Genomic DNA, 17,239 nt, shown 5'->3' on the forward strand with positions numbered 1-17,239 from the left:
GTTGTGGACTGGGAAGCCCATGGGTGTTACCGTTGGGGGAACCGTAACGGTGGCACCGGCTGGAAAGTCAGGAACAGTGTACCCAACCAGGAGGAGGGAGAAAATTGGACCCTAAGAAGACTGTGGCCGCCATAACGATATCCATTATCTCCCTCTCCATTTTTATGGCGATCCATAATACAACCGCAGAAAACGAACAGGACAGTATCACCCCCCTTCCCCAATGCAGCATAGTCTACGCCCCCAATTTTACACCGTCCAACTCATGGCACTGGAGCGTTGAGGAGGTTATGAACGGAACAATAAAGGGTTTTGATGACAGGATTCTGTTCGAGAACACTGATAGACTGGAAAGGGAGGACTGGCCGTCTGCACTGGGCATAGAGCCGCCCTGCTTCATGGCAAAGGGGGCGCTCCACATTGATGGAGAAAACGTGGGGACAACATACCGGCCGGTGGTGGGGTTCACCGAATATTACGGGGTGGAGAACGCCACAATGCCCAAAGGCGAGGTGTACCTGGCACACTACGCAGTACCGACCGCCGGGGCGATATGGAGGATTAGGGAGTACGGGGTTTACCCCGAAGATAGAGCCAGAGAAGAAACACCGGTAGCTGAATGCAACTGCTCCCGGGAAGAGGTTATAAAAGCCACACTGGGGAGAATCGAGAAGGGAGGCTTCATTGAGATTGAATCGAGCCTAAAAACCAGCGAAAACAATTGTTTTGAGCTTATCGCCTCCAGGCTGTACAAAGGGCCGGAGGGCTACCTCTACGTCGAGTTCGCGAGGGTTAGGGGACTGGACCTAATCAGGGTTCTCATGGTAATGGGAAGGGAGCGGGGGGTGGTTGAGGCCTACTCGAGGGCCCTAAGCGCCGGTGGCCCCTTAGAAGAAGTTAATGCGGGATCCTGGCCTGAACACCCGAACATGTCCGCCTGCAAACTCAGTATGAATCCGGAATTTACCCCCGTTAATGCCTGGGCCGGCTGGAGCGTCAGGCGTCCTCTGGGAAATCTGTACGTGGAATACAACGACGGTCTAACCATCATGCCCCAGTTTTCCCCGAAAAACGTCAGCTCGGAGAATCCTCCAGGAGCTTTGTACGGTGTGGACTGGCCCTCTAGAATTGGGATAACCCCCAAATGCGCGATAGCCGGTAGCCAGGTAGCCTTTGTGACCTGGAACACCGAAAACGCCACGGGAGCATTCTGCCCCACGGTGAGAAACAAGCTATGTGCCATTAACAGGCAATCTCCCCTCCTGCCAGGGGGAAAGGTGTACCTGGCCACGTACGTGATACCCCGGGCCAACACAACATGGGTAATTCAGGAAAACCTCGCCTGTAGGGGGTGGAACAACTTTCTGGAGCCGGCAACCTGCGGGAAAAGGGAGACAACAATAAGGGGGGCCTGCACCTGTCCCATCGGGACCGTTATCGACCAACTCGGGGACGCGATAAATGCGGCAGGATTTGAAGAAGTCTCCCTGGAGAAAAAACCCGTTGAGAACGATTACTTCAGGCCGCTCAGCGTCAAGCTCTACCGCAAAGAGGGCCAGTACCTCTACGTGGAGTTCGCCGAGGTCAAGGGCATGGACTTGGTCAGGGTCCTCATGATAATGGGCAACGAAACGGTGGTAAAAGCCTACGCGGAAGCCTTCACCGCCGGCCACTCAAAATAGCGGCATCTCATTTTCTCTCATTTTCAGCACCCCTCCCCAGGTTCGTGAATCCGATCACCCACCCAACGCTTGTTACTTTTGACATTTATCAGTCAAAAAACCTTTAAAAAACCAAGTTATTAGGCAGAAACAAGTCAAATACGGGGTGAGGCTCATGGGGTGGTTCGAGAACTACTTCGAGTTTGATAGGCACGGCACCGACATGAGAACCGAGATTCTGGCGGGTGTTACGACCTTCATGACCATGGCCTACATTCTCTTCGTGAACCCAGCCATACTCAGCGATGCCATGGGCAAAGAAGCTTTTAGCTCGCTCGTAGCTGTTACCGCTCTCTCGGCTGGTTTCGCAACGATCCTCATGGGGCTGTACGCCAAGAAGCCCTTCGCCCTCGCGCCGGGAATGGGACTGAACGCTTACTTCGCCTACAGCGTTGTCCTTGGAATGGGCTACGACTGGAGGGTGGCGCTCGCTGCGGTGTTCGTTGAAGGTTTAATCTTCATAGTCCTCAGCGTCACAAAGGTGAGGAGCGCGGTAATCCACGCGATACCCATAAGCCAGAAGTACGCGATAGGTGCCGGTATAGGCCTCTTCCTGACCTTCATCGGCCTGAACGACGTCGGCCTGCTCACCGCCGTGGTGAACGACGCGGGGGTGCTCCAGTTCACCGGCCTCAACACCGCCGCACTGACCAGCGGGAAGATACTGCTCTTCTTCTTCGGCCTGTTCCTGGCGATGGTTCTCATATCCCTCCGCGTCAAGGGCTCGCTGCTCATCTCAATCCTCGCCACGAGCGTCATCGGCTGGGTCACCGGGATCGCCCCCTGGCCGGACCAGCTCTTCTCAACGCCCGACATCAGCTACACCTTCATGCAGATGGACCTCAAGGGACTCCTCAACGTCGGGGCGCTCGGGGTTATCTTCGCCTTCTTCATGGTGGACTTCTTCGACACCCTGGGAACGGTAACAGGCCTGAGCGCCAAGGCGGGCTTTCTAACCAGGGACGGAAAGGTTCCCGACGCCGAGAAGATACTCCTCACCGACGCGATAGGAACGACGGTTGGAGCGATTCTCGGAACTTCCACCGTCACAACCTACATCGAGAGCGCCGCTGGTATAGAGGAGGGTGGAAGAACCGGAATGACGGCCCTCGTTACCGGCCTGCTCTTCCTCGGAATAGGACTCTTCATAGCACCGCTGGCCGGGGCCATACCGGCCTTTGCAACGGCTCCGGCACTCGTCATAGTGGGTTACTACATGCTCAGCGCCATAAAGGAAGTGAACTTCGCAGACCACACAGAGGCTATTCCCGCTTTCCTTGTGCTCATAACCATACCCTACACCTACTCGATAGCGGACGGAATAGGCATCGGCTTCATCAGCTACACGATACTCAAGATCTTCAGCGGCAGGAGGGACGAGGTGCACCCGCTGATGTACGCCCTCTCGATAATCTTCCTGGCCTACTTCGCCTACCTGGGTGGGGTCTTTTGATTTCGTTTTCTTTATTTCTTGAATGAACTAAAAGTTTGGAAAATCACTCCGACTTCGCGTTCTCGGCCAGCTTCTCTTTGAGGAACTGCTTGAGCACGTAGGGGCACTGCTCCTGAATGAACTGGGCGAACTCCCTTATCCTGTTAACCGTTATTTCACTCACGTAGTGCTCAAACTGGCAGGCGTCGCGTTCCGCTATCTCGGGGGGAATTCCAAGGATATCGATGAAGAACTGAGTAAGGAGCAGGTGCTTGGAGTACGTCTCCTCCGCTATAGCCTTTCCCGCGTCGGTGAGGAGGATCCTGTCGTACTTCTCGTACTCGACCAGCCCCTTGCTGGCGAGCTTCTTGAGGGCATCGACCACGCTCGGCGGCTTGACGCGCATCATTTTAGCTATGTCCTTAACCCGAATGACCCCCTTGTTTTTATGGAGAATGTACATGGTCTCCAAGTATTCTTCTTCCCTCTTGCTTACCTCCAACGGCCTCACCTGATTAGGCTACCCAAAAATGTTTAAGTAGTTTTCGCAGCAGGGGAAACTTTGCCTGCGCAAAGTTTCATCAAAGTTAGCAACTCTTTTCAAAGAGCGTTCTTTAGCAACGTGATTCCTCAAACCCAACTCCAGATAAAGAAATCCGCTTCAAACACCAATCTTTCAAGGAGTTTCCCTTTTTGACGCCCTTCGGGCATCGATCTAAAAGTGAACTCCCACATGTCATCAACTCGAGAGCTACAAACTTCTGTGAAACGTTTTCTAAAAGCCTCCTTTGATGAAGCTTTAGGGGACAAATTTTCGGGGCAAAGCTTATAAAATCTCCCGGCCGTTATCCCATCGGGCGTGGGCCGGTAGCTCAGCCTGGTTAGAGCGCGGGGCTTTTAACCCCGTGGCCGCGGGTTCGAATCCCGTCCGGCCCGCCACACAAAATTCCTCCATTAATGCCTTTCTCAAGGAGTTCCTCTTCTTTGACGCTCGAAGGGCGTCTTTTTAGAGTTAAACCCACTCACAAGAAGCGCCTAATGGGTTCTCCCTCTCTAAAATTGACTTAAAGCAGGTAAACCTCCGTAATAATCCACACCTCAAAAAGGAGCTACAAACTTTCCGTCAACGCTTTGCGAAGCAAAGGGTTGTTAGAATGGCGCCCGGGTCGGGATTTGAACCCGAGTCACGGGAGTGACAGTCCCGTATGATGGGCCTGGCTACACCACCCGGGCGTTTGAGTGGCCGGCGGCGTCCCCGGTTTCCCGCCCCCTCTCGGAGGGCAGTACACCCGGGATCGCTGGCGGGCTTAACTTCCGGGGTCGAAACGAGACCGGGTGTGACCCCGCCGCTATGACCGCCGTACCGGTACAGACCTCCCGACTTGAGTTTATAAAGTTTACGGTCAGGGAAAAGGTTATAGTGATGCCCCGCGAGGGAGTAGGGAGGGTGATAAAATGGGACTGCTGGAAGACAAGGCTCTGGTCGAGGCCGCCCTCTTCGTTTCTGGCAGGCCGCTCAGCGTGAAGGAGCTGTCGAGGGCGCTTGGCATAAGGTCCCTCGACTACCTGGAGAAGCTAATCGAGCTTATAGCGGCCGAGTACGCCGAGAGGAAGAGCGCCATAGAGGTCGTCAGGGTTCTGGGTGACAAGTACGTCATGCAGGTGAAGCAGGAGTACAGCCAGCGCGTGGTTCACCTGATGCCGAGGCCCGACCTCAGAACCGGTGAGCTGAAGACGCTCGCTCTCATAGCCTACCTCCAGCCGATAGAGCAGAGCAAGGTCGTCAAGCTCAGGGGGAGCCAGGCCTACGAGCACATAAGGAAGCTCCTGGAGATGGGCCTCATCTACGCCGAACCGTACGAGAGGACTAAGCTCCTCGGAACAACGCCGAAATTCGCCGAGCTATACGGATTCCCCGAGAACGATCCCAACATCATAAAGGAGGCCTTCAGAAAGGTGGTTCACGCGGAGTACAGCGACCTCATAGCGAAGCTCGACGGAAAGGACCAAAAAAGCACAACCGAAGAAACCACCGAGACGGCCCCAGAGGCAGGTAGATGATTTCCCCTCTGTTTTCCCGTTTCGGGTCGAAGGAGAAAAAGAACCGCCCGTTTGGGGAAAGGCCCCTCACAGGGTTGGAGAAAGGTTTAAATACCCCGACCCACAATTACCATTAAGGTGAGTGTTATGGGGGTACTGACAAAAGAGCAGATCGTGGAGAAGATTGAGAGGGAACGCGGCCTCTCGAGAGATGAAATCGAGGGGAGAATATCGCAGATAGTGGCGAGAGAAGGCATATCCGAGCACGCCGCGGCCCTGATGCTGGCCGAAGAGCTTGGAATAAACGTAGAAGGAGAAGATGAGCTTCTCCACATAACCGACCTGGTTCCGGGAATGACCGGCGTGAACATCGTTGCGAGGGTTATGAGGAAGTACCCTCCGAGGGAGTACAGGAAGAGGGACGGCTCCACGGGACAGGTGGCAAACCTGATAATCTATGACTCGACCGGTAAGGCCAGGCTCGTCCTCTGGGACGGCCTGGTGAGCAAGTACTACAACGAGCTGAACCCGGGCGACGTGATAAAGGTAATCGACCCCAGCGTGAGAGAGGGGAGGGGCGGAATCGAGCTCCACGCCAACTTCAGAACGAGGATAATCCTCAATCCAGAGGACCCACGCGTCGATGAGATACCGCCGCTCGAGGAGGTCAGGAGCTACAACTATCAGAGGAGGAAGATAGGTGAGCTGATGGGCGGCGAGAGGTTCGTTGAGGTTCGTGGAACCATAGCCAGACTCTACCGCGTTACGGTTTACGACGCCTGTCCCGAGTGCAGGCGGAAGGTGGACTACGACCCGGCCACTAACTCCTGGATCTGCCCGGAGCACGGGGAGGTCAAGCCTGTCAAGATCACCATAATAGACTTCGGCCTGGACGACTCAACGGGCTACATAAGGACCACCCTCTTCGGCGACGACGCGGCCGAACTGATAGGTGAGGACCCGGAGGAAATAGCTGAAAAGCTCAGAGAGCTCGTCGAGGGCGGCCTCACCATGAGGGAGGCCGGCAGGAAGCTGGCCGAGGAGAACTACTACCACCTCCTCGGGAGGGAGATAGTGGTCAGGGGCAACGTCGTGGACGACAAGTTCCTCGGGCTTATCCTCAAGGCCTTTGGCTGGGAGGAGGTGGACCCGAGGAGGGAGATAGCAAGGGTCAGGGCGGAGCTGAGAAAGGCCATAGCCGAGCTCGAGGGTGGTGAGTGAGATGGAAGAGGTAAGGTTCCGCAGAAGAAAGCCCGCCGTCGAGAGAAAGATAGGCGAGATAAGGGAGGACGACACCAGGGTCTCGCTCATAGGTAAGGCCTTCAAGGTCGATAAGATGGACTACACATTCTGGCTCGACGACGGAACCGGGGTCATACTCATCGAGAGCGAGGACAACGTTCTTCCCGAGAACGGGCAGATCGTCAGGGTCATCGGAAGGGTCATCAGGAACGAGGAGGGGGTGCACGTCTTCGGCGAGGTCATACAGGACTTCAGCAACGCAGACCTCGATGCGCTGGAGGAGATACGGGAGCTTGAGAGGAAAGTTCTGCCCAAAGTCGAGGGCATCATAGAGTTCTTCGGGGGTGAGGAACTATGAAGAAGCGCCTTCCAGCGAGCAGGGTTTACCTCAGGGACATCATAGAGGGCTACTACGTCAAGAGCGAGGGCGACTTTGAGCCCAACTACCTGATAACCCGCGACGCCAGAAAGGTCTACCGCGTTAAAGTCGTCGCTACCGTCGTGAGGGAGCCTGTCATAAGCGCGGACGAGACCTACGGGAAGCTCCAGATCGACGACGGAACCGGAACTATATGGGTGCTCGGCTTCCGCGACGATACAAGGTTCATCAGGCTCGTGAAGAAGGGCGATCTCGTTCAGATAATCGGAAAAGTGGCGGAGTGGCGCGACGACAAGCAGATACTCGTTGAGGGCATAGCCAAGGTCGAGCCGAATATGTGGATACTCCACCGCTTCGAGACGCTGAAGGAGAAGGTAGAACACGCAAGGAAAGCGAAGATTGCCTTTGAGATATACGACAAATACGGAATCACAGCAAAGGCAAAGGTCATAGCCAAGAACAGGGGCGTCAGCGAAGAGATGCTCCTTACCATAGACGAGCTGTACACGATGATGCTCGAGCAGAGGACACTCGAGGAAGAACTGTTCGAGGAGGGCGCAACGGAGGAGGTAAATGAGGAGAACCCCGAGCTGGAAAAGGCCAAGGAAGCCGTGCTGAGTCTGCTTCGCGAGAAGGGCAAGGCGTTGTCCCACAAGTTCATCGTCAAGAAGCTCTCCCAGGAGTTCGATGAGGGACTCCTTGAGGAGGCGATAACCCAGCTGTTGGCAGAGGGTGAGATATACGAGCCAGAGATAGGCTACTACGAGCCGCTGTGAGCTCTTCTCTTTTTAACTCTCTTGAAAAATAGAAAAGCGGGGGTCAGTACTGCTCCCTCATCGTTCTGATGACCGGGTCGTGAATGAGCGTTGAGGTTATGCTATCCACCATGCGGAAGAACTCGTCGCGGCCCCTCTCGAGCGGCATGTTCTCCAGCTTTATCAGCTCGCACCTCGAGCCTAGTATCCACTTGCCGAGGAGTATCTTCTCCCGTCCTCCCCTCCGAAGGTCTAGCCTGATGAGGCCGTAGGGTATGTCGGCGGTCCACCAGTTGGCCCTAAAAATCACGCGCCAACCGGCTTCCTCGACGGCCTCGACGAGCTTTTCAAGCGTCACTCCCGGCCCGTGGGGAGTTTTGAAGGTGAGCACCGTCCAGAGGCCGTCCCCCACGAGTGCGTTGATGAGTTCGTCCTTAAACTCCATGAGCACCACCTCCTTACGTTAAACGAGTGCGGCTATCAGGAACGCCATCACCGCCAGGAAAATACTCACCTTGAGCGTTTTCTGGGCCCTGTGGGCCGTCTCCCTGTCCTGGGAGCGTAGTATCAGGAACGCGGCGTAGAGTATCAGCGCATCTACCGGGACCATCGCGTAGTAACCCAGCCCCACGCCGGCCTTAACCGGAAGGAAGGACGCGATGACTGTTACGACTGCGAAGAGTGCTCCAACGTATGCGGCCTTCTTTTTCCCCCAGACTATTGGAAGCGTTCTCGCGCCCTTGGCGATGTCCCCCTCAACGTCCTCGATGTCCTTTATGATCTCCCTGGCCACGTTCACCAAGAAGGCGCATAGCGCCAGGTAGCCGGCTAAGCCAATGTGCTCGACGGCTAGGGCACCGTAGAGCGGCGTCGCTCCTGTCAGTCCCGCCACCACGAGGTTTCCAACGAGGGGCAGGGGCTTGAGCTTCCAGGCATAGAGGAACATGGCGGCGTACGCCACGACAGCCAGAATGAATGCCTGGAGGTTTATCAAGTAGGCCAGGAGAAGGCCGACCGCAAAGAGGGACAACGAGTAGTAGAGCGCGACCTTCCTGCCCATCGCACCCCTTGGGAGGGGCCTGTCCGGGCGGTTGATTTTATCTATCTCGTAGTCGAAGTAATCGTTTACCGTGTTCCCCCCCGCGCAGCCAAGGGTGACCACGAGGAAGACGAGCGAAGCTGTCAGCGTGTCGGGGAAGTGCCCAACCGCCACTATCGAACCCAAGAGCCCCACTATTCCAGCCAGGACGCAGTTGTGGGGGCGGGTTATCTCGATGAACGCCTTGAGTTCCATTAGGGCCACCTAATTCGATTAGGCAATCGACTTAAAAATCTTTGCTACAGCTCGTCCCTCGAGAGGAGGCCCAGCTCCTCACCGGTTTCGAGGACCCTCACGCGGCCGAAGCGCAGTTCGACGGCTTTCTCCACGGCTTCCACAGGAAGGGGCGTGAGAACGTGGGCGCGCATCTCGCTGAAGTTTATCCACTTGAGTAGACCCACTCCCAGGCAGAGGCCGTTCCCGTCTATGAATCCAACAAGAAGATTACTCAACCGATCGAAATCAACCGCCTTGAGCACTGCTCTACTGTACTGCCTCGAATGGCCCTCCGACTCGGCCTTCACCACGGTGTAGCGCTCCCCCTTCCAGCCGGCGAGGACGAGCCAGCGGAAGATCGCTGAGATCAGCTCGGTTTCCTCAGGGATTAAGGGCCTTCCCCGGAAGAGCTCCGTACCGCCGGGAGTGATCTCAGTTAAATCGACCTCCACGAGAGTTGAACCTGCGAAGTAGGCCTTCCACTTCTCCCTCCTGACTTCCCTGCGCTCCTCGCGGGAGTGCTCCCTCGCCTTGGAACTAACCTTAAGGGTCACCGTTTCCCCGTAAGGTGCGAGCGCATTCTTGAGGTCGTTAAGCTCGCCTTCCCTCTCCAGAAAGACGATGACGTCTGGCCTAACCAGCTCGGCCTTGAGGCGCTTCATGTCGAACCCTGGTCCAGTAACGAAGCCGGTCGTGTCGATTAGGACTACATCGGCCCTCTCCGCGGCGATGTCGGAGAGGCGCTTTACAGCGACTGCCATCTCGCCGATGTACTGGCCCGGGGAAGTTGTGCCGATGAAGTAGTGGGCCTCACCGCTCAGCTCGCTCGGGCTGGAGAACGGGCCGTCCGGAAAGGCCAGGCTGACCGTTGCGGGGGGAAGGATCCCCTTCTGGCCGACGTCACTGTCCACAACAGCGACCCTAAGGCCCCTCTCAATCAGGCCGTTGGCGAGAAAGGTGAGAAGGGTCGTCTTCCCGCTGTCCGTTCCACCGATGAGCATCACCTTAACCGGCCCAGTCCTTGAGGAGAGCCCATCGAGAAGGGTCAGGCGATCCTCCGGGACATCTGTTGTGTAGGCCGCCTTGTTCATGGGAATGGGTTGGAGAGGGAGATTAAAAATCTAACGCGCCACCTCCGCGCGAAGTACAATGAAAAAACTTATAAAAGATTCGGCGCGCCCTGATTATAGGCCAGTGAAAATTTGACATTGGCCCGAAAATAGTTGATTTAATAAAGTGTAAATGCAAATCATGCAAAGGAGGTTTAAAAATGGAGGAAAAGCCCACCCTTACCCCGAGGCAGATCAAGCTGCTCAGGAAGTTCTACGAGGAGGGCAGGACCATCGAAGTCCACACCGTTGAGAAGACCCAGGACGAGCTCGCGGAAGAGCTGGGCATAACCAGGCAGGCCCTGAGCAACCACCTCAAGGTCCTCAAGGAGCTCGGCTACATAAGGACTGGCAGAGGATTCATAGACCTGACCGACAAGGCTCTTGATCTGCTCGGAGAGAAGAAGGGTGACGTGTTCGTCTTCGTGAGGATCGAGCCCACCAAGAGGAGGCAGGTTTACGAGGCCATAAAGAGGCTCAAGATAAAGAAGATATACCGCGTCACTGGTGACATAGACCTCATCGTCGAGGCCGACAAGACGAGGCTCGACGAGATACTCGAGGAGATATCAGCGCTCGACGGAGTCAAGGAGACCATCACCCACATCGTCCTCGAGGTTCTCTGAGCTTTCCCGGGGCTTTTTGCCCTCCCTCAGCTTCTTCTCCATCAGCAGTCTGAGTTCGGTGAGGTTCTTTCCGAACTTGGCCGAGATCGGAACGAAGGTTTCGGGGATTTCGCCGTAGGGAACCCCGAACTTTTCAGCCAGGAAGTTTATGGTGGCGTTCAGGTTCTTTATCTTGTCCATCTTATTGACTGCCACTATTGTAGGAATACCCAGCTCCCGGAGGAAGGAGTAGAACTCAACGTCAATTGGTATCTCACCGCGCTTCTCCCAGCGCTCGATTATCTCCGGAGCGGCCTTTCCGTCGATGACGAGCACGGCCAGCTCGATGTCATCAGCGTTGTTCTCGATGAAGTGAACTATTTCGTCCTTCACCTTCTCCTGGACCCTCTTCGGCACTCCGCTCATAAAGCCGAAACCGGGCATGTCCACGACGGTCTTTCCGCGCCAGTTCACCTCCACCGGCCTTCTCGTCACCCCTGGCCTCTTGCCACGCTTCACCCACTTCCCGGTCAGGCGAAAGATGAGAGTGCTCTTTCCAACGTTCGAACGTCCCACGAATATTATCATTCCCTCACCCCACAGATAAACCCCATTAGGGCCTTATAAGGGTTGGCGGAAAGGTTAAGTATTCCCCCGACCAAATAGCCCCGGTGGTGTTTTATGCCCGAGGTCGGTGAAACCAAGGCGAACCAGCTCATCAACAAGTTCGTCATATCCCTCACGGAGGGAAAGATACTCGGCTACGTTACCGACATAAACGTCGAGGTTGAAGGGGATCAGTTCTACTTCATACTCAAGATGAGGGAAATCGAGAACCTCGGAAAGGGCCAGAGCATGTTCTCCAGCGAGAGAAAGCTCAAGATAAGGCCCAGCGACATAGTGAACGTCGGTCCCGACGTCATAATCCTCGGGAACGGCAAGGTTCCACCCCTGCGGGAAATAGAGCGGCTGAACCAGATAGCCGAGGAGTACAACGCCCTCGTTAGGGAGCTTGAGGCGAAGGAGAGGCTCATAGAGAAGCTCAAGGAAGAGAACTACGCGCTGACCAAGCAGCTCGACGAACTCCAGCGCGAGCTGAGGAAGCTCCAGGTTATGAAGGAGGACTTCGAGCACCTGAAGGAGCAGCTCGTAAGGCAGGAGGGGCAGTTGGAGATGGCCAAGGAGTACATAAGGCTCCTCGAGGGGCTGAGGCACGACATAGACAAGATAAAGGACGACGTGGACAGGCTGCTCCAGACCCAGCTGGAGGAGGTCGTCAGGGGAATAATCAACGAAGAACTGAACGCCAGAGGGTTGAAGAAAACGAGCTTCCTTTAACCGAAGAGCTGGGGACCGAAGGCGTGGAGGAGTATCTCGAGGGCCACAAGTATGAGCGTCACCGCGATGACGCCCCTCGGGCTTATCTTTATCGCCCTGGTGTCCTCGTCGAAGAACCTCATCAGTCCCGCGCCGGTCGGGGGAAGGGTGGTCTTTTCCCTGGCCATTTCTCTCACCTCTTCAGGGAATAAGGCTCGTCCAACATATAAAAAAGTTGTGGAAGAAACGTTTTTAAAGACCAAGCCACAGCGCTCACTGGATAAGGGGTTTACCCAATGAATCCCGCTAATGACAGAGGAGGTGGGAGGAAATGGCGACCTTTAAGCTCGTTATATCCAACCCCAAGAACGGGATAGCCAAGCAGGTTGAGATAAGCGGTGAGCAGGCCGAGAAGCTCATAGGAAAGCGCATAGGGGAGGAGATCCCCGCGAGCGAGCTCGGACTCAACCTCACCGAGATATTCGGCGAGGAGATTCCGGGCGACGTCAAGCTAAAGATAACCGGTGGTACCGACAAGGACGGCTTCCCCATGAGGCCCGACGTCCACGGCCCGAGGAGGGTCAAGATACTCGTCTCCAAGGGGCCGGGCTTCAGGCCGAAGGAGAAGGGCGAGAGGAGGAAGAAGACCGTCAGGGGCAACACCATCAGCCCCGAGATCGTCCAGGTCAATATGAAGCTCGTCTTCTGAGCTTCCTCCTTTCCCCAAACTTATAGCTTTTCTTAGCAGGTCTTCTCAATCTCGAGGTAACCTTAATAAACGTCCCCGCGCTCTAAATTTAGGGGTGAGAGAAGATGGCTGAGAAGAAGGAGTTTAGGCAGGCGGAAGTCAATATCGGAATGGTTGGTCACGTTGATCACGGTAAAACCACCCTAACCAAGGCCCTAACCGGAATCTGGACCGACACCCACAGCGAGGAGCTGAGGAGAGGAATCACCATCAAGATAGGCTTCGCCGATGCCGAGATAAGGAAGTGCCCCCACTGCGGGAGGTACTCAAGCTCACCGGTGTGCCCGTACTGCGGCCACGAGACCGAGTTCGAGAGGCGCGTTTCTTTCATAGACGCCCCTGGACACGAGGCGCTGATGACCACCATGCTCGCAGGGGCTTCCCTCATGGACGGTGCCGTTCTCGTCATCGCGGCGAACGAGGGGATAATGCCCCAGACCAGGGAACACCTGATGGCCCTCCAGATAGTCGGCAACAGGAACATCGTCATAGCCCTCAACAAGATAGAGCTCGTGGACAGGGAAAAGGTTATCCAGCGCTACCACGAGATAAGGGAGTTCGTCAAGGGGACCGTTGCTGAGAATGCCCCGATAATCCCGATTTCCGCTCTGCACGGTGCGAACGTTGATGTCCTGCTTGCCGCCATAGAGGAGTTCATACCCACACCGGAGCGCGACCCCAACAAGCCGCCCAAGATGCTCGTCCTCAGGAGCTTCGACGTGAACAAGCCCGGAACCAAGCCGGAGAAGCTCGTCGGCGGCGTCATAGGCGGCTCGATAATCCAGGGCAAGCTCAGGGTGGGCGACGAGATCGAGATCCGCCCGGGCGTTCCTTACGAGGACCACGGCAGGATAAGGTACGAGCCGATAACGACCGAGATAACTTCCCTCCAGGCCGGCGGAAGGTTCGTGGAAGAGGCCTATCCTGGTGGACTCGTTGGAGTGGGAACCAAGCTCGACCCGTATCTCACCAAGGGCGACCTGATGGCAGGAAACGTCGTCGGAAAGCCTGGCCAGCTCCCGCCGGTGTGGGAGGATCTCAGGCTTGAGGTGCGCCTCCTCGAGCGCGTCGTCGGAACCGAGGAGGAGCTTAAGGTCGAGCCGATAAAAAGGAGGGAAGTGCTTCTCCTCAACGTTGGAACAGCCAGGACAATGGGCCTCGTTACCGGCCTTGGAAAGGACGAGATAGAGCTGAAGCTCCAGATACCCATCTGCGCTGAGGTGGGGGATAGGGTCGCCATCAGCAGGCAGGTCGGCAGCAGGTGGCGCCTCATCGGCTACGGCTTCATAAGGGAGTAAGCTCTTCTTACCCCTTTAATTTCGGTGAGATCGATGGCCGAGAGGCGGGAGTGGCTGGTAATCCCGGACACGAACTTTCTTCTTGTTCCAGGACAGTTTGGCGTAGACATAATATCCGAGCTGAACAGGGTTCTCGATGTGAGGTTTAAAATCGCGGTTCCAAACGTTGTCCTGCAGGAACTGGAGGTTATAGGGCGGAAGTCCCGGGGAAAGGACCTCCTCGCGGTTAGAATGGCCAAGAAGCTCGCTGAGAGGTTCGATACAGTTGAGATAGGTGAATTCGGGAGGAAGCCGATAGACGACCAGATTTACGAGTTCGCCGTCGAAAACGAGCGCGTTATAGTGTGCACCAACGATAAGGGATTAAAGAGAAGGCTGAGGGAAAAGGGCGTTCCGGTCGTTTATCTCCGCTCGAAGAAGATTCTAGAGCTTGAGGGAATGTTGGAGTGAGGCAAACAACGCAAAACTACCCAACAGAAAGTCCGCTTTTTCACCGGATCCCGTTCAAAATCCTTAAAACCCCCTCTTCTCCACCCGGTGGGGTGGTAAGAATGTACACGGAGGAAGAACTGCTGGGCGAGATTAAGGAACTTCTCGCCGACGAAGAGCTGTACGAGATGTACGAGAGGGCCTTTAGAGAGTACCACTACTACTTCGAGACCACCAACTACATCGTCCTAAACGTCTACGGCTTCAACGACCACGGGCCAATACACGTCCTCCTCACGACCAGGCGAGCGCTTGAGCTGCTCAACATCATCAGGAAGTTTGGGATCCATACTACGGCGGAGAAGCTCGGAAAGCCCTTCCGCTGGAGCAAGTTCATCGTCGCTTTCGGCGCGCTGTTCCACGACATTGGCAACATGATCCACAGGATAAACCACTACGAGTTCAGCGTTTTCCTGGCCGAACCGATAATAGAGAAGCTCGTGGGAGAGCTCAAAACCGATGACCCGCTCCTGCTGAAGGCCATGACCCTGAACGCCATTTACACCCACGACGAGCACGTACCCTGCACCACCATCGAGGGCTCCCTCGTCACGATAGCGGACGGCTGCGACATGGAAGCCGGGAGGAGCAGGCTGGTGCACAAGAAGGACAAGGTAGACATACACGCCGTCTCGGCCCTGGCCATAGAGAGGGTTGAGATAAAGGAAGGGAACGAGGAGCAGCCAATACTCATCGAGATATCGATGAAGCACCCCGCAGGGATATTCCAGGTGGACGAGATACTGACAAAGAAGGTGAAGAGCTCCCTCCTAAGCGGAAGGGTGAAGCTCAGGATACGCACGGGGACGGAGGTAATGGAGAAGGTTATTTAACCCTCCACCGTTTCTTTTCCCATGCTGTGCGAGGCCTACCTCGACCTCAGGTACCTCCTCAACAGGGGCTACCGGAAGGGTTATGCCCTCGAATTTGTGGCCAACCACTACCGGCTCTCGCGGGAGGAACGGCACCTCCTGGCTAGGTGCGTTTTCTCAGATGAATGGATAGCCGAGGTTCGGGGAAAACTCCTCAAACCAGAGGAACTTAGAGACAGGGTTTTAGCGATTGACGGATTCAACGTCCTAATAACCCTTGAGTCCATTCTCGAGGGGAAAGCGGTTCTCTGCGAGGACGGGCTCGTGAGGGACCTTAAGTACCAGGGGAAGTACCGGCTGAACGAGGGGACTGAAAGGGTCATCGAGGACGTAGCTGAGAGTCTTGCCAGACTGGGGGTGAGTAAAGCCATCTTCTTCTACGGCTCGGCGGTTCCGAGGAGTGGAGTTGTCAGGAAGCTCACCGAGAAGATTCTGGAGCTGGAGGGAGTCCCCGGAGAGGTCCGCCTCGTCAGAAGCCCAGACTTCGAGCTGAAGAAGTTCGAGACGGTTGCCACAGCCGACGTGGGAATAATTTCAAGGGTCCCAGCTGTTTTTGACCTGGCGGCGTACGCCGGACGGCCGCCCCGCGGAGGCGTAAAACCCCTGGTTAAACTTCTCAGGAAAGCTCAACAATCCCGTATTGAAAAGACGAGTGTTTAGTACGGTCAGTGGAGACACATGACATGAAACCATTAAACTTATGCCGCTAAAACTCAAACTTAAAGTTTAAATACAACAAATTCCAATTTTTATAAAAGAAATATGGAGCTGAGGATATATGAAAAAGTTTCGAGGTCTTATTGCTATTTTCTTAGCAACTTTAATTTTCGTCGGAGTCAGCGGTTGCCTCGGAGGAGGGGGCGAGGAAAGCCCAACAGCCTCAGAGTCATACACGGAAGGGGAACATGCTACAACCCCCGGAGCCGGAGAAACGGGCGGCACGACGAGCGGAGGCTACACAACGGAATCCCCCACTCAATCGGGAACGACGACCACGGAAATGGAGACCCCAACGGATACTGAAACGGGGTACGCCTCCTGGCAAAACCCCTGGGACGCCCACAATCCCGTTCAGATAGACGGGGAGAGTTACCTCATAACGTACATCAAGTACAAGTTGAGGGTGAGAACGGAGGAAGGGGGTCCGGTCTACGAGTACGAGGTCGAGAAGAGAAGAGGGCCGGTCAAAATACACGTCTACGGCAACAGCATAGACATGGAAACTGGGAAGCAAGAGAAGGTCGATCTCGGTGAGTTCGAGGTCTACGAGTACTACGGCAAGATAATCCCCATAAACGCCGAGGACATGAGCGACGCCTTTGAGTACCGCCTGTGGGTTGTGAACAGGAGTGAAGACACGGATACTTTCTTCCTGTTCCCAACGCTAGACTTCCTAACGCTATATTCATCACTCTACGCGGGGACTGGAGACGTCGTTGGCGTGATGATGAAGTACGGGAACCAGACCTTCGAGTTCTACAACCCGATAGCGGTCGGCAAGGGAAGCATCGCTCCGTACCAGGAAGGTGATATAAACATGCTTTCGGACATAGCGGACATAGAGGCAATATACCTGAGCTGGTACGGGTTCTACAACTTCGGCTTCTGGACGGCCCTCGAGGACGAGAACATCTACCAGGAGACCACGGGCAGCTGGGGAGTAATGGGCTACCAGTACAACTACGAGGTGAAGCCTGACGGAACGGTGAACCTCGGCGGGAAGGAGTTCAGGGTGTCCAGCGTGAGCTGGACGTACACCTTCGGGAGCATCACCGGCCAGGGAGAGGCCATAATAGCCGCCAACCTTCCGGTGCCCGTTGAGGCCAAGGGAGTCTTCATAGAGCAGGGCGGAGCCAACGTGTTCACCCACGTCAAAATAGAGGACATCGGCTTCGAGAAGGCGTGAGCCGCTTCATT

Annotated in this window: 20 protein-coding genes, 2 tRNA genes and 1 rRNA gene; 15 read left to right on the top strand and 8 right to left on the bottom strand. The window is 55.5% G+C overall.

What is annotated here, in order from left to right:
• Positions 1–104: 104 nt before the first annotated feature.
• Both CL1_RS10505 and CL1_RS03690 read left to right on the top strand, forming a co-directional pair.
• Entirely contained in the window at positions 105–1,682 is a 1,578-nt protein-coding gene (locus CL1_RS10505; RefSeq protein ID WP_148267274.1) for a hypothetical protein, read from the top strand.
• Between the two features lie 154 nt (positions 1,683–1,836).
• Positions 1,837–3,174, top strand: a complete 1,338-nt coding sequence (locus tag CL1_RS03690) for an NCS2 family permease (RefSeq protein WP_014788552.1) — start codon at positions 1,837–1,839, stop codon at positions 3,172–3,174.
• 43 nt (positions 3,175–3,217) lie between these two features.
• Here CL1_RS03690 and CL1_RS03695 read toward each other — a convergent pair whose 3' ends face one another.
• Positions 3,218–3,655: a metal-dependent transcriptional regulator gene (locus tag CL1_RS03695; RefSeq protein ID WP_014788553.1), complete on the bottom strand. Its 438-nt coding sequence runs from the start codon at positions 3,653–3,655 to the stop codon at positions 3,218–3,220.
• Positions 3,656–4,014: 359 nt separating this feature from the next.
• Between CL1_RS03695 and CL1_RS03700 the strand changes: the two genes are divergently transcribed.
• Positions 4,015–4,092, top strand: a tRNA-Lys gene (locus CL1_RS03700).
• Between the two features lie 216 nt (positions 4,093–4,308).
• Here CL1_RS03700 and CL1_RS03705 read toward each other — a convergent pair.
• Positions 4,309–4,386 (bottom strand) — tRNA-Asp (locus tag CL1_RS03705).
• An 8-nt stretch (positions 4,387–4,394) separates the two neighbouring features.
• Positions 4,395–4,516, bottom strand: a 5S ribosomal RNA gene (rrf, locus tag CL1_RS03710).
• 92 nt (positions 4,517–4,608) lie between these two features.
• On the opposite strand from rrf, the gene scpB reads away from it, so the two are divergent.
• The 4 genes from scpB to CL1_RS03730 all read left to right on the top strand — a co-directional run bounded on the left by scpB (position 4,609) and on the right by CL1_RS03730 (position 7,590).
• On the top strand, positions 4,609–5,214 hold the full coding sequence (gene scpB, locus CL1_RS03715; protein WP_014788554.1) for an SMC-Scp complex subunit ScpB: 606 nt from the start codon (positions 4,609–4,611) through the stop codon (positions 5,212–5,214).
• 126 nt (positions 5,215–5,340) lie between these two features.
• The gene (locus CL1_RS03720; protein WP_014788555.1) at positions 5,341–6,414 is read left to right on the top strand and encodes an OB-fold nucleic acid binding domain-containing protein; all 1,074 of its coding nucleotides are present in this window, start codon (positions 5,341–5,343) and stop codon (positions 6,412–6,414) included.
• 1 nt (position 6,415) lies between these two features.
• Positions 6,416–6,793 carry a replication factor A complex, RPA14 subunit gene (locus CL1_RS03725; RefSeq protein ID WP_014788556.1) on the top strand — a complete coding sequence of 126 codons (378 nt, stop codon included), beginning with the start codon at positions 6,416–6,418 and terminating at the stop codon, positions 6,791–6,793.
• Positions 6,790–7,590 (top strand): OB-fold nucleic acid binding domain-containing protein, encoded by an 801-nt coding sequence (locus CL1_RS03730; protein ID WP_014788557.1) that lies wholly within the window; start codon positions 6,790–6,792, stop codon positions 7,588–7,590. Before CL1_RS03725 ends, CL1_RS03730 begins: the two co-directional genes overlap by 4 nt.
• A gap of 43 nt (positions 7,591–7,633) precedes the next feature.
• Here CL1_RS03730 and CL1_RS03735 read toward each other — a convergent pair whose 3' ends face one another.
• From CL1_RS03735 to CL1_RS03745, 3 genes are read right to left on the bottom strand one after another with little or no spacing between them, the layout of a single operon-like run.
• Positions 7,634–8,014 carry a hypothetical protein gene (locus tag CL1_RS03735; protein WP_014788558.1) on the bottom strand — a complete coding sequence of 127 codons (381 nt, stop codon included), beginning with the start codon at positions 8,012–8,014 and terminating at the stop codon, positions 7,634–7,636.
• A gap of 18 nt (positions 8,015–8,032) precedes the next feature.
• Complete coding sequence (locus CL1_RS03740; RefSeq protein WP_014788559.1) at positions 8,033–8,863, bottom strand: geranylgeranylglycerol-phosphate geranylgeranyltransferase; 831 nt, start codon at positions 8,861–8,863, stop codon at positions 8,033–8,035.
• A 44-nt stretch (positions 8,864–8,907) separates the two neighbouring features.
• Complete coding sequence (locus tag CL1_RS03745; RefSeq protein ID WP_014788560.1) at positions 8,908–9,975, bottom strand: Clp1/GlmU family protein; 1,068 nt, start codon at positions 9,973–9,975, stop codon at positions 8,908–8,910.
• Positions 9,976–10,154: 179 nt separating this feature from the next.
• On the opposite strand from CL1_RS03745, the gene CL1_RS03750 reads away from it, so the two are divergent.
• The gene (locus CL1_RS03750) at positions 10,155–10,619 is read left to right on the top strand and encodes an Lrp/AsnC family transcriptional regulator (protein ID WP_014788561.1); all 465 of its coding nucleotides are present in this window, start codon (positions 10,155–10,157) and stop codon (positions 10,617–10,619) included.
• Here CL1_RS03750 and engB read toward each other — a convergent pair.
• A complete protein-coding gene (gene engB / locus CL1_RS03755) occupies positions 10,563–11,186 on the bottom strand; it encodes a GTP-binding protein EngB (RefSeq protein WP_014788562.1) in 624 nt (207 codons plus the stop codon). The genes CL1_RS03750 and engB overlap by 57 nt on opposite strands.
• Positions 11,187–11,279: 93 nt before the next feature.
• On the opposite strand from engB, the gene CL1_RS03760 reads away from it, so the two are divergent.
• Positions 11,280–11,936: a hypothetical protein gene (locus CL1_RS03760; RefSeq protein WP_014788563.1), complete on the top strand. Its 657-nt coding sequence runs from the start codon at positions 11,280–11,282 to the stop codon at positions 11,934–11,936.
• Here the strand turns inward: CL1_RS03760 and CL1_RS03765 are convergent.
• Complete coding sequence (locus CL1_RS03765) at positions 11,933–12,103, bottom strand: preprotein translocase subunit Sec61beta (RefSeq protein ID WP_014788564.1); 171 nt, start codon at positions 12,101–12,103, stop codon at positions 11,933–11,935. The genes CL1_RS03760 and CL1_RS03765 overlap by 4 nt on opposite strands.
• A gap of 143 nt (positions 12,104–12,246) precedes the next feature.
• On the opposite strand from CL1_RS03765, the gene CL1_RS03770 reads away from it, so the two are divergent.
• The 6 genes from CL1_RS03770 to CL1_RS03795 all read left to right on the top strand — a co-directional run bounded on the left by CL1_RS03770 (position 12,247) and on the right by CL1_RS03795 (position 17,228).
• Complete coding sequence (locus tag CL1_RS03770; RefSeq protein ID WP_014788565.1) at positions 12,247–12,624, top strand: 30S ribosomal protein S6e; 378 nt, start codon at positions 12,247–12,249, stop codon at positions 12,622–12,624.
• Positions 12,625–12,728: 104 nt separating this feature from the next.
• On the top strand, positions 12,729–13,961 hold the full coding sequence (gene eif2g, locus CL1_RS03775) for a translation initiation factor IF-2 subunit gamma (protein ID WP_014788566.1): 1,233 nt from the start codon (positions 12,729–12,731) through the stop codon (positions 13,959–13,961).
• A 33-nt stretch (positions 13,962–13,994) separates the two neighbouring features.
• Positions 13,995–14,411 (top strand): PIN domain-containing protein, encoded by a 417-nt coding sequence (locus tag CL1_RS03780; protein ID WP_014788567.1) that lies wholly within the window; start codon positions 13,995–13,997, stop codon positions 14,409–14,411.
• A gap of 101 nt (positions 14,412–14,512) precedes the next feature.
• Positions 14,513–15,283, top strand: coding sequence for a metal-dependent phosphohydrolase (locus CL1_RS03785; protein ID WP_014788568.1), 771 nt, complete (start codon positions 14,513–14,515; stop codon positions 15,281–15,283).
• A gap of 21 nt (positions 15,284–15,304) precedes the next feature.
• Complete coding sequence (locus CL1_RS03790) at positions 15,305–15,982, top strand: DUF434 domain-containing protein (RefSeq protein WP_014788569.1); 678 nt, start codon at positions 15,305–15,307, stop codon at positions 15,980–15,982.
• Between the two features lie 340 nt (positions 15,983–16,322).
• A complete protein-coding gene (locus CL1_RS03795) occupies positions 16,323–17,228 on the top strand; it encodes a hypothetical protein (protein ID WP_237266271.1) in 906 nt (301 codons plus the stop codon).
• Positions 17,229–17,239: the final 11 nt, after the last annotated feature.

Source organism: Thermococcus cleftensis, from assembly GCF_000265525.1.
In the GTDB taxonomy this organism is placed as follows: Archaea; Methanobacteriota_B; Thermococci; order Thermococcales; family Thermococcaceae; genus Thermococcus; species Thermococcus cleftensis.

What these genes read in the sequence shown, in the direction of transcription:
- CL1_RS03745 (WP_014788560.1), bottom strand. Translation starts at nt 9,975, where the DNA reads ATGAACAAGGCGGCCTACACAACAGATGTCCCGGAGGATCGCCTGACC.
- CL1_RS03765 (WP_014788564.1), bottom strand. Translation starts at nt 12,103, where the DNA reads ATGGCCAGGGAAAAGACCACCCTTCCCCCGACCGGCGCGGGACTGATG.
- CL1_RS03725 (WP_014788556.1), top strand. Translation starts at nt 6,416, where the DNA reads ATGGAAGAGGTAAGGTTCCGCAGAAGAAAGCCCGCCGTCGAGAGAAAG.
- CL1_RS03790 (WP_014788569.1), top strand. Translation starts at nt 15,305, where the DNA reads ATGCTGTGCGAGGCCTACCTCGACCTCAGGTACCTCCTCAACAGGGGC.
- CL1_RS03770 (WP_014788565.1), top strand. Translation starts at nt 12,247, where the DNA reads ATGGCGACCTTTAAGCTCGTTATATCCAACCCCAAGAACGGGATAGCC.
- CL1_RS03720 (WP_014788555.1), top strand. Translation starts at nt 5,341, where the DNA reads ATGGGGGTACTGACAAAAGAGCAGATCGTGGAGAAGATTGAGAGGGAA.
- CL1_RS03730 (WP_014788557.1), top strand. Translation starts at nt 6,790, where the DNA reads ATGAAGAAGCGCCTTCCAGCGAGCAGGGTTTACCTCAGGGACATCATA.
- scpB (WP_014788554.1), top strand. Translation starts at nt 4,609, where the DNA reads ATGGGACTGCTGGAAGACAAGGCTCTGGTCGAGGCCGCCCTCTTCGTT.
- CL1_RS03690 (WP_014788552.1), top strand. Translation starts at nt 1,837, where the DNA reads ATGGGGTGGTTCGAGAACTACTTCGAGTTTGATAGGCACGGCACCGAC.
- CL1_RS03735 (WP_014788558.1), bottom strand. Translation starts at nt 8,014, where the DNA reads ATGGAGTTTAAGGACGAACTCATCAACGCACTCGTGGGGGACGGCCTC.
- CL1_RS03760 (WP_014788563.1), top strand. Translation starts at nt 11,280, where the DNA reads ATGCCCGAGGTCGGTGAAACCAAGGCGAACCAGCTCATCAACAAGTTC.
- CL1_RS03785 (WP_014788568.1), top strand. Translation starts at nt 14,513, where the DNA reads ATGTACACGGAGGAAGAACTGCTGGGCGAGATTAAGGAACTTCTCGCC.
- CL1_RS03780 (WP_014788567.1), top strand. Translation starts at nt 13,995, where the DNA reads ATGGCCGAGAGGCGGGAGTGGCTGGTAATCCCGGACACGAACTTTCTT.
- engB (WP_014788562.1), bottom strand. Translation starts at nt 11,186, where the DNA reads ATGATAATATTCGTGGGACGTTCGAACGTTGGAAAGAGCACTCTCATC.
- CL1_RS03740 (WP_014788559.1), bottom strand. Translation starts at nt 8,863, where the DNA reads ATGGAACTCAAGGCGTTCATCGAGATAACCCGCCCCCACAACTGCGTC.
- CL1_RS03795 (WP_237266271.1), top strand. Translation starts at nt 16,323, where the DNA reads ATGGAGACCCCAACGGATACTGAAACGGGGTACGCCTCCTGGCAAAAC.
- CL1_RS03750 (WP_014788561.1), top strand. Translation starts at nt 10,155, where the DNA reads ATGGAGGAAAAGCCCACCCTTACCCCGAGGCAGATCAAGCTGCTCAGG.
- eif2g (WP_014788566.1), top strand. Translation starts at nt 12,729, where the DNA reads ATGGCTGAGAAGAAGGAGTTTAGGCAGGCGGAAGTCAATATCGGAATG.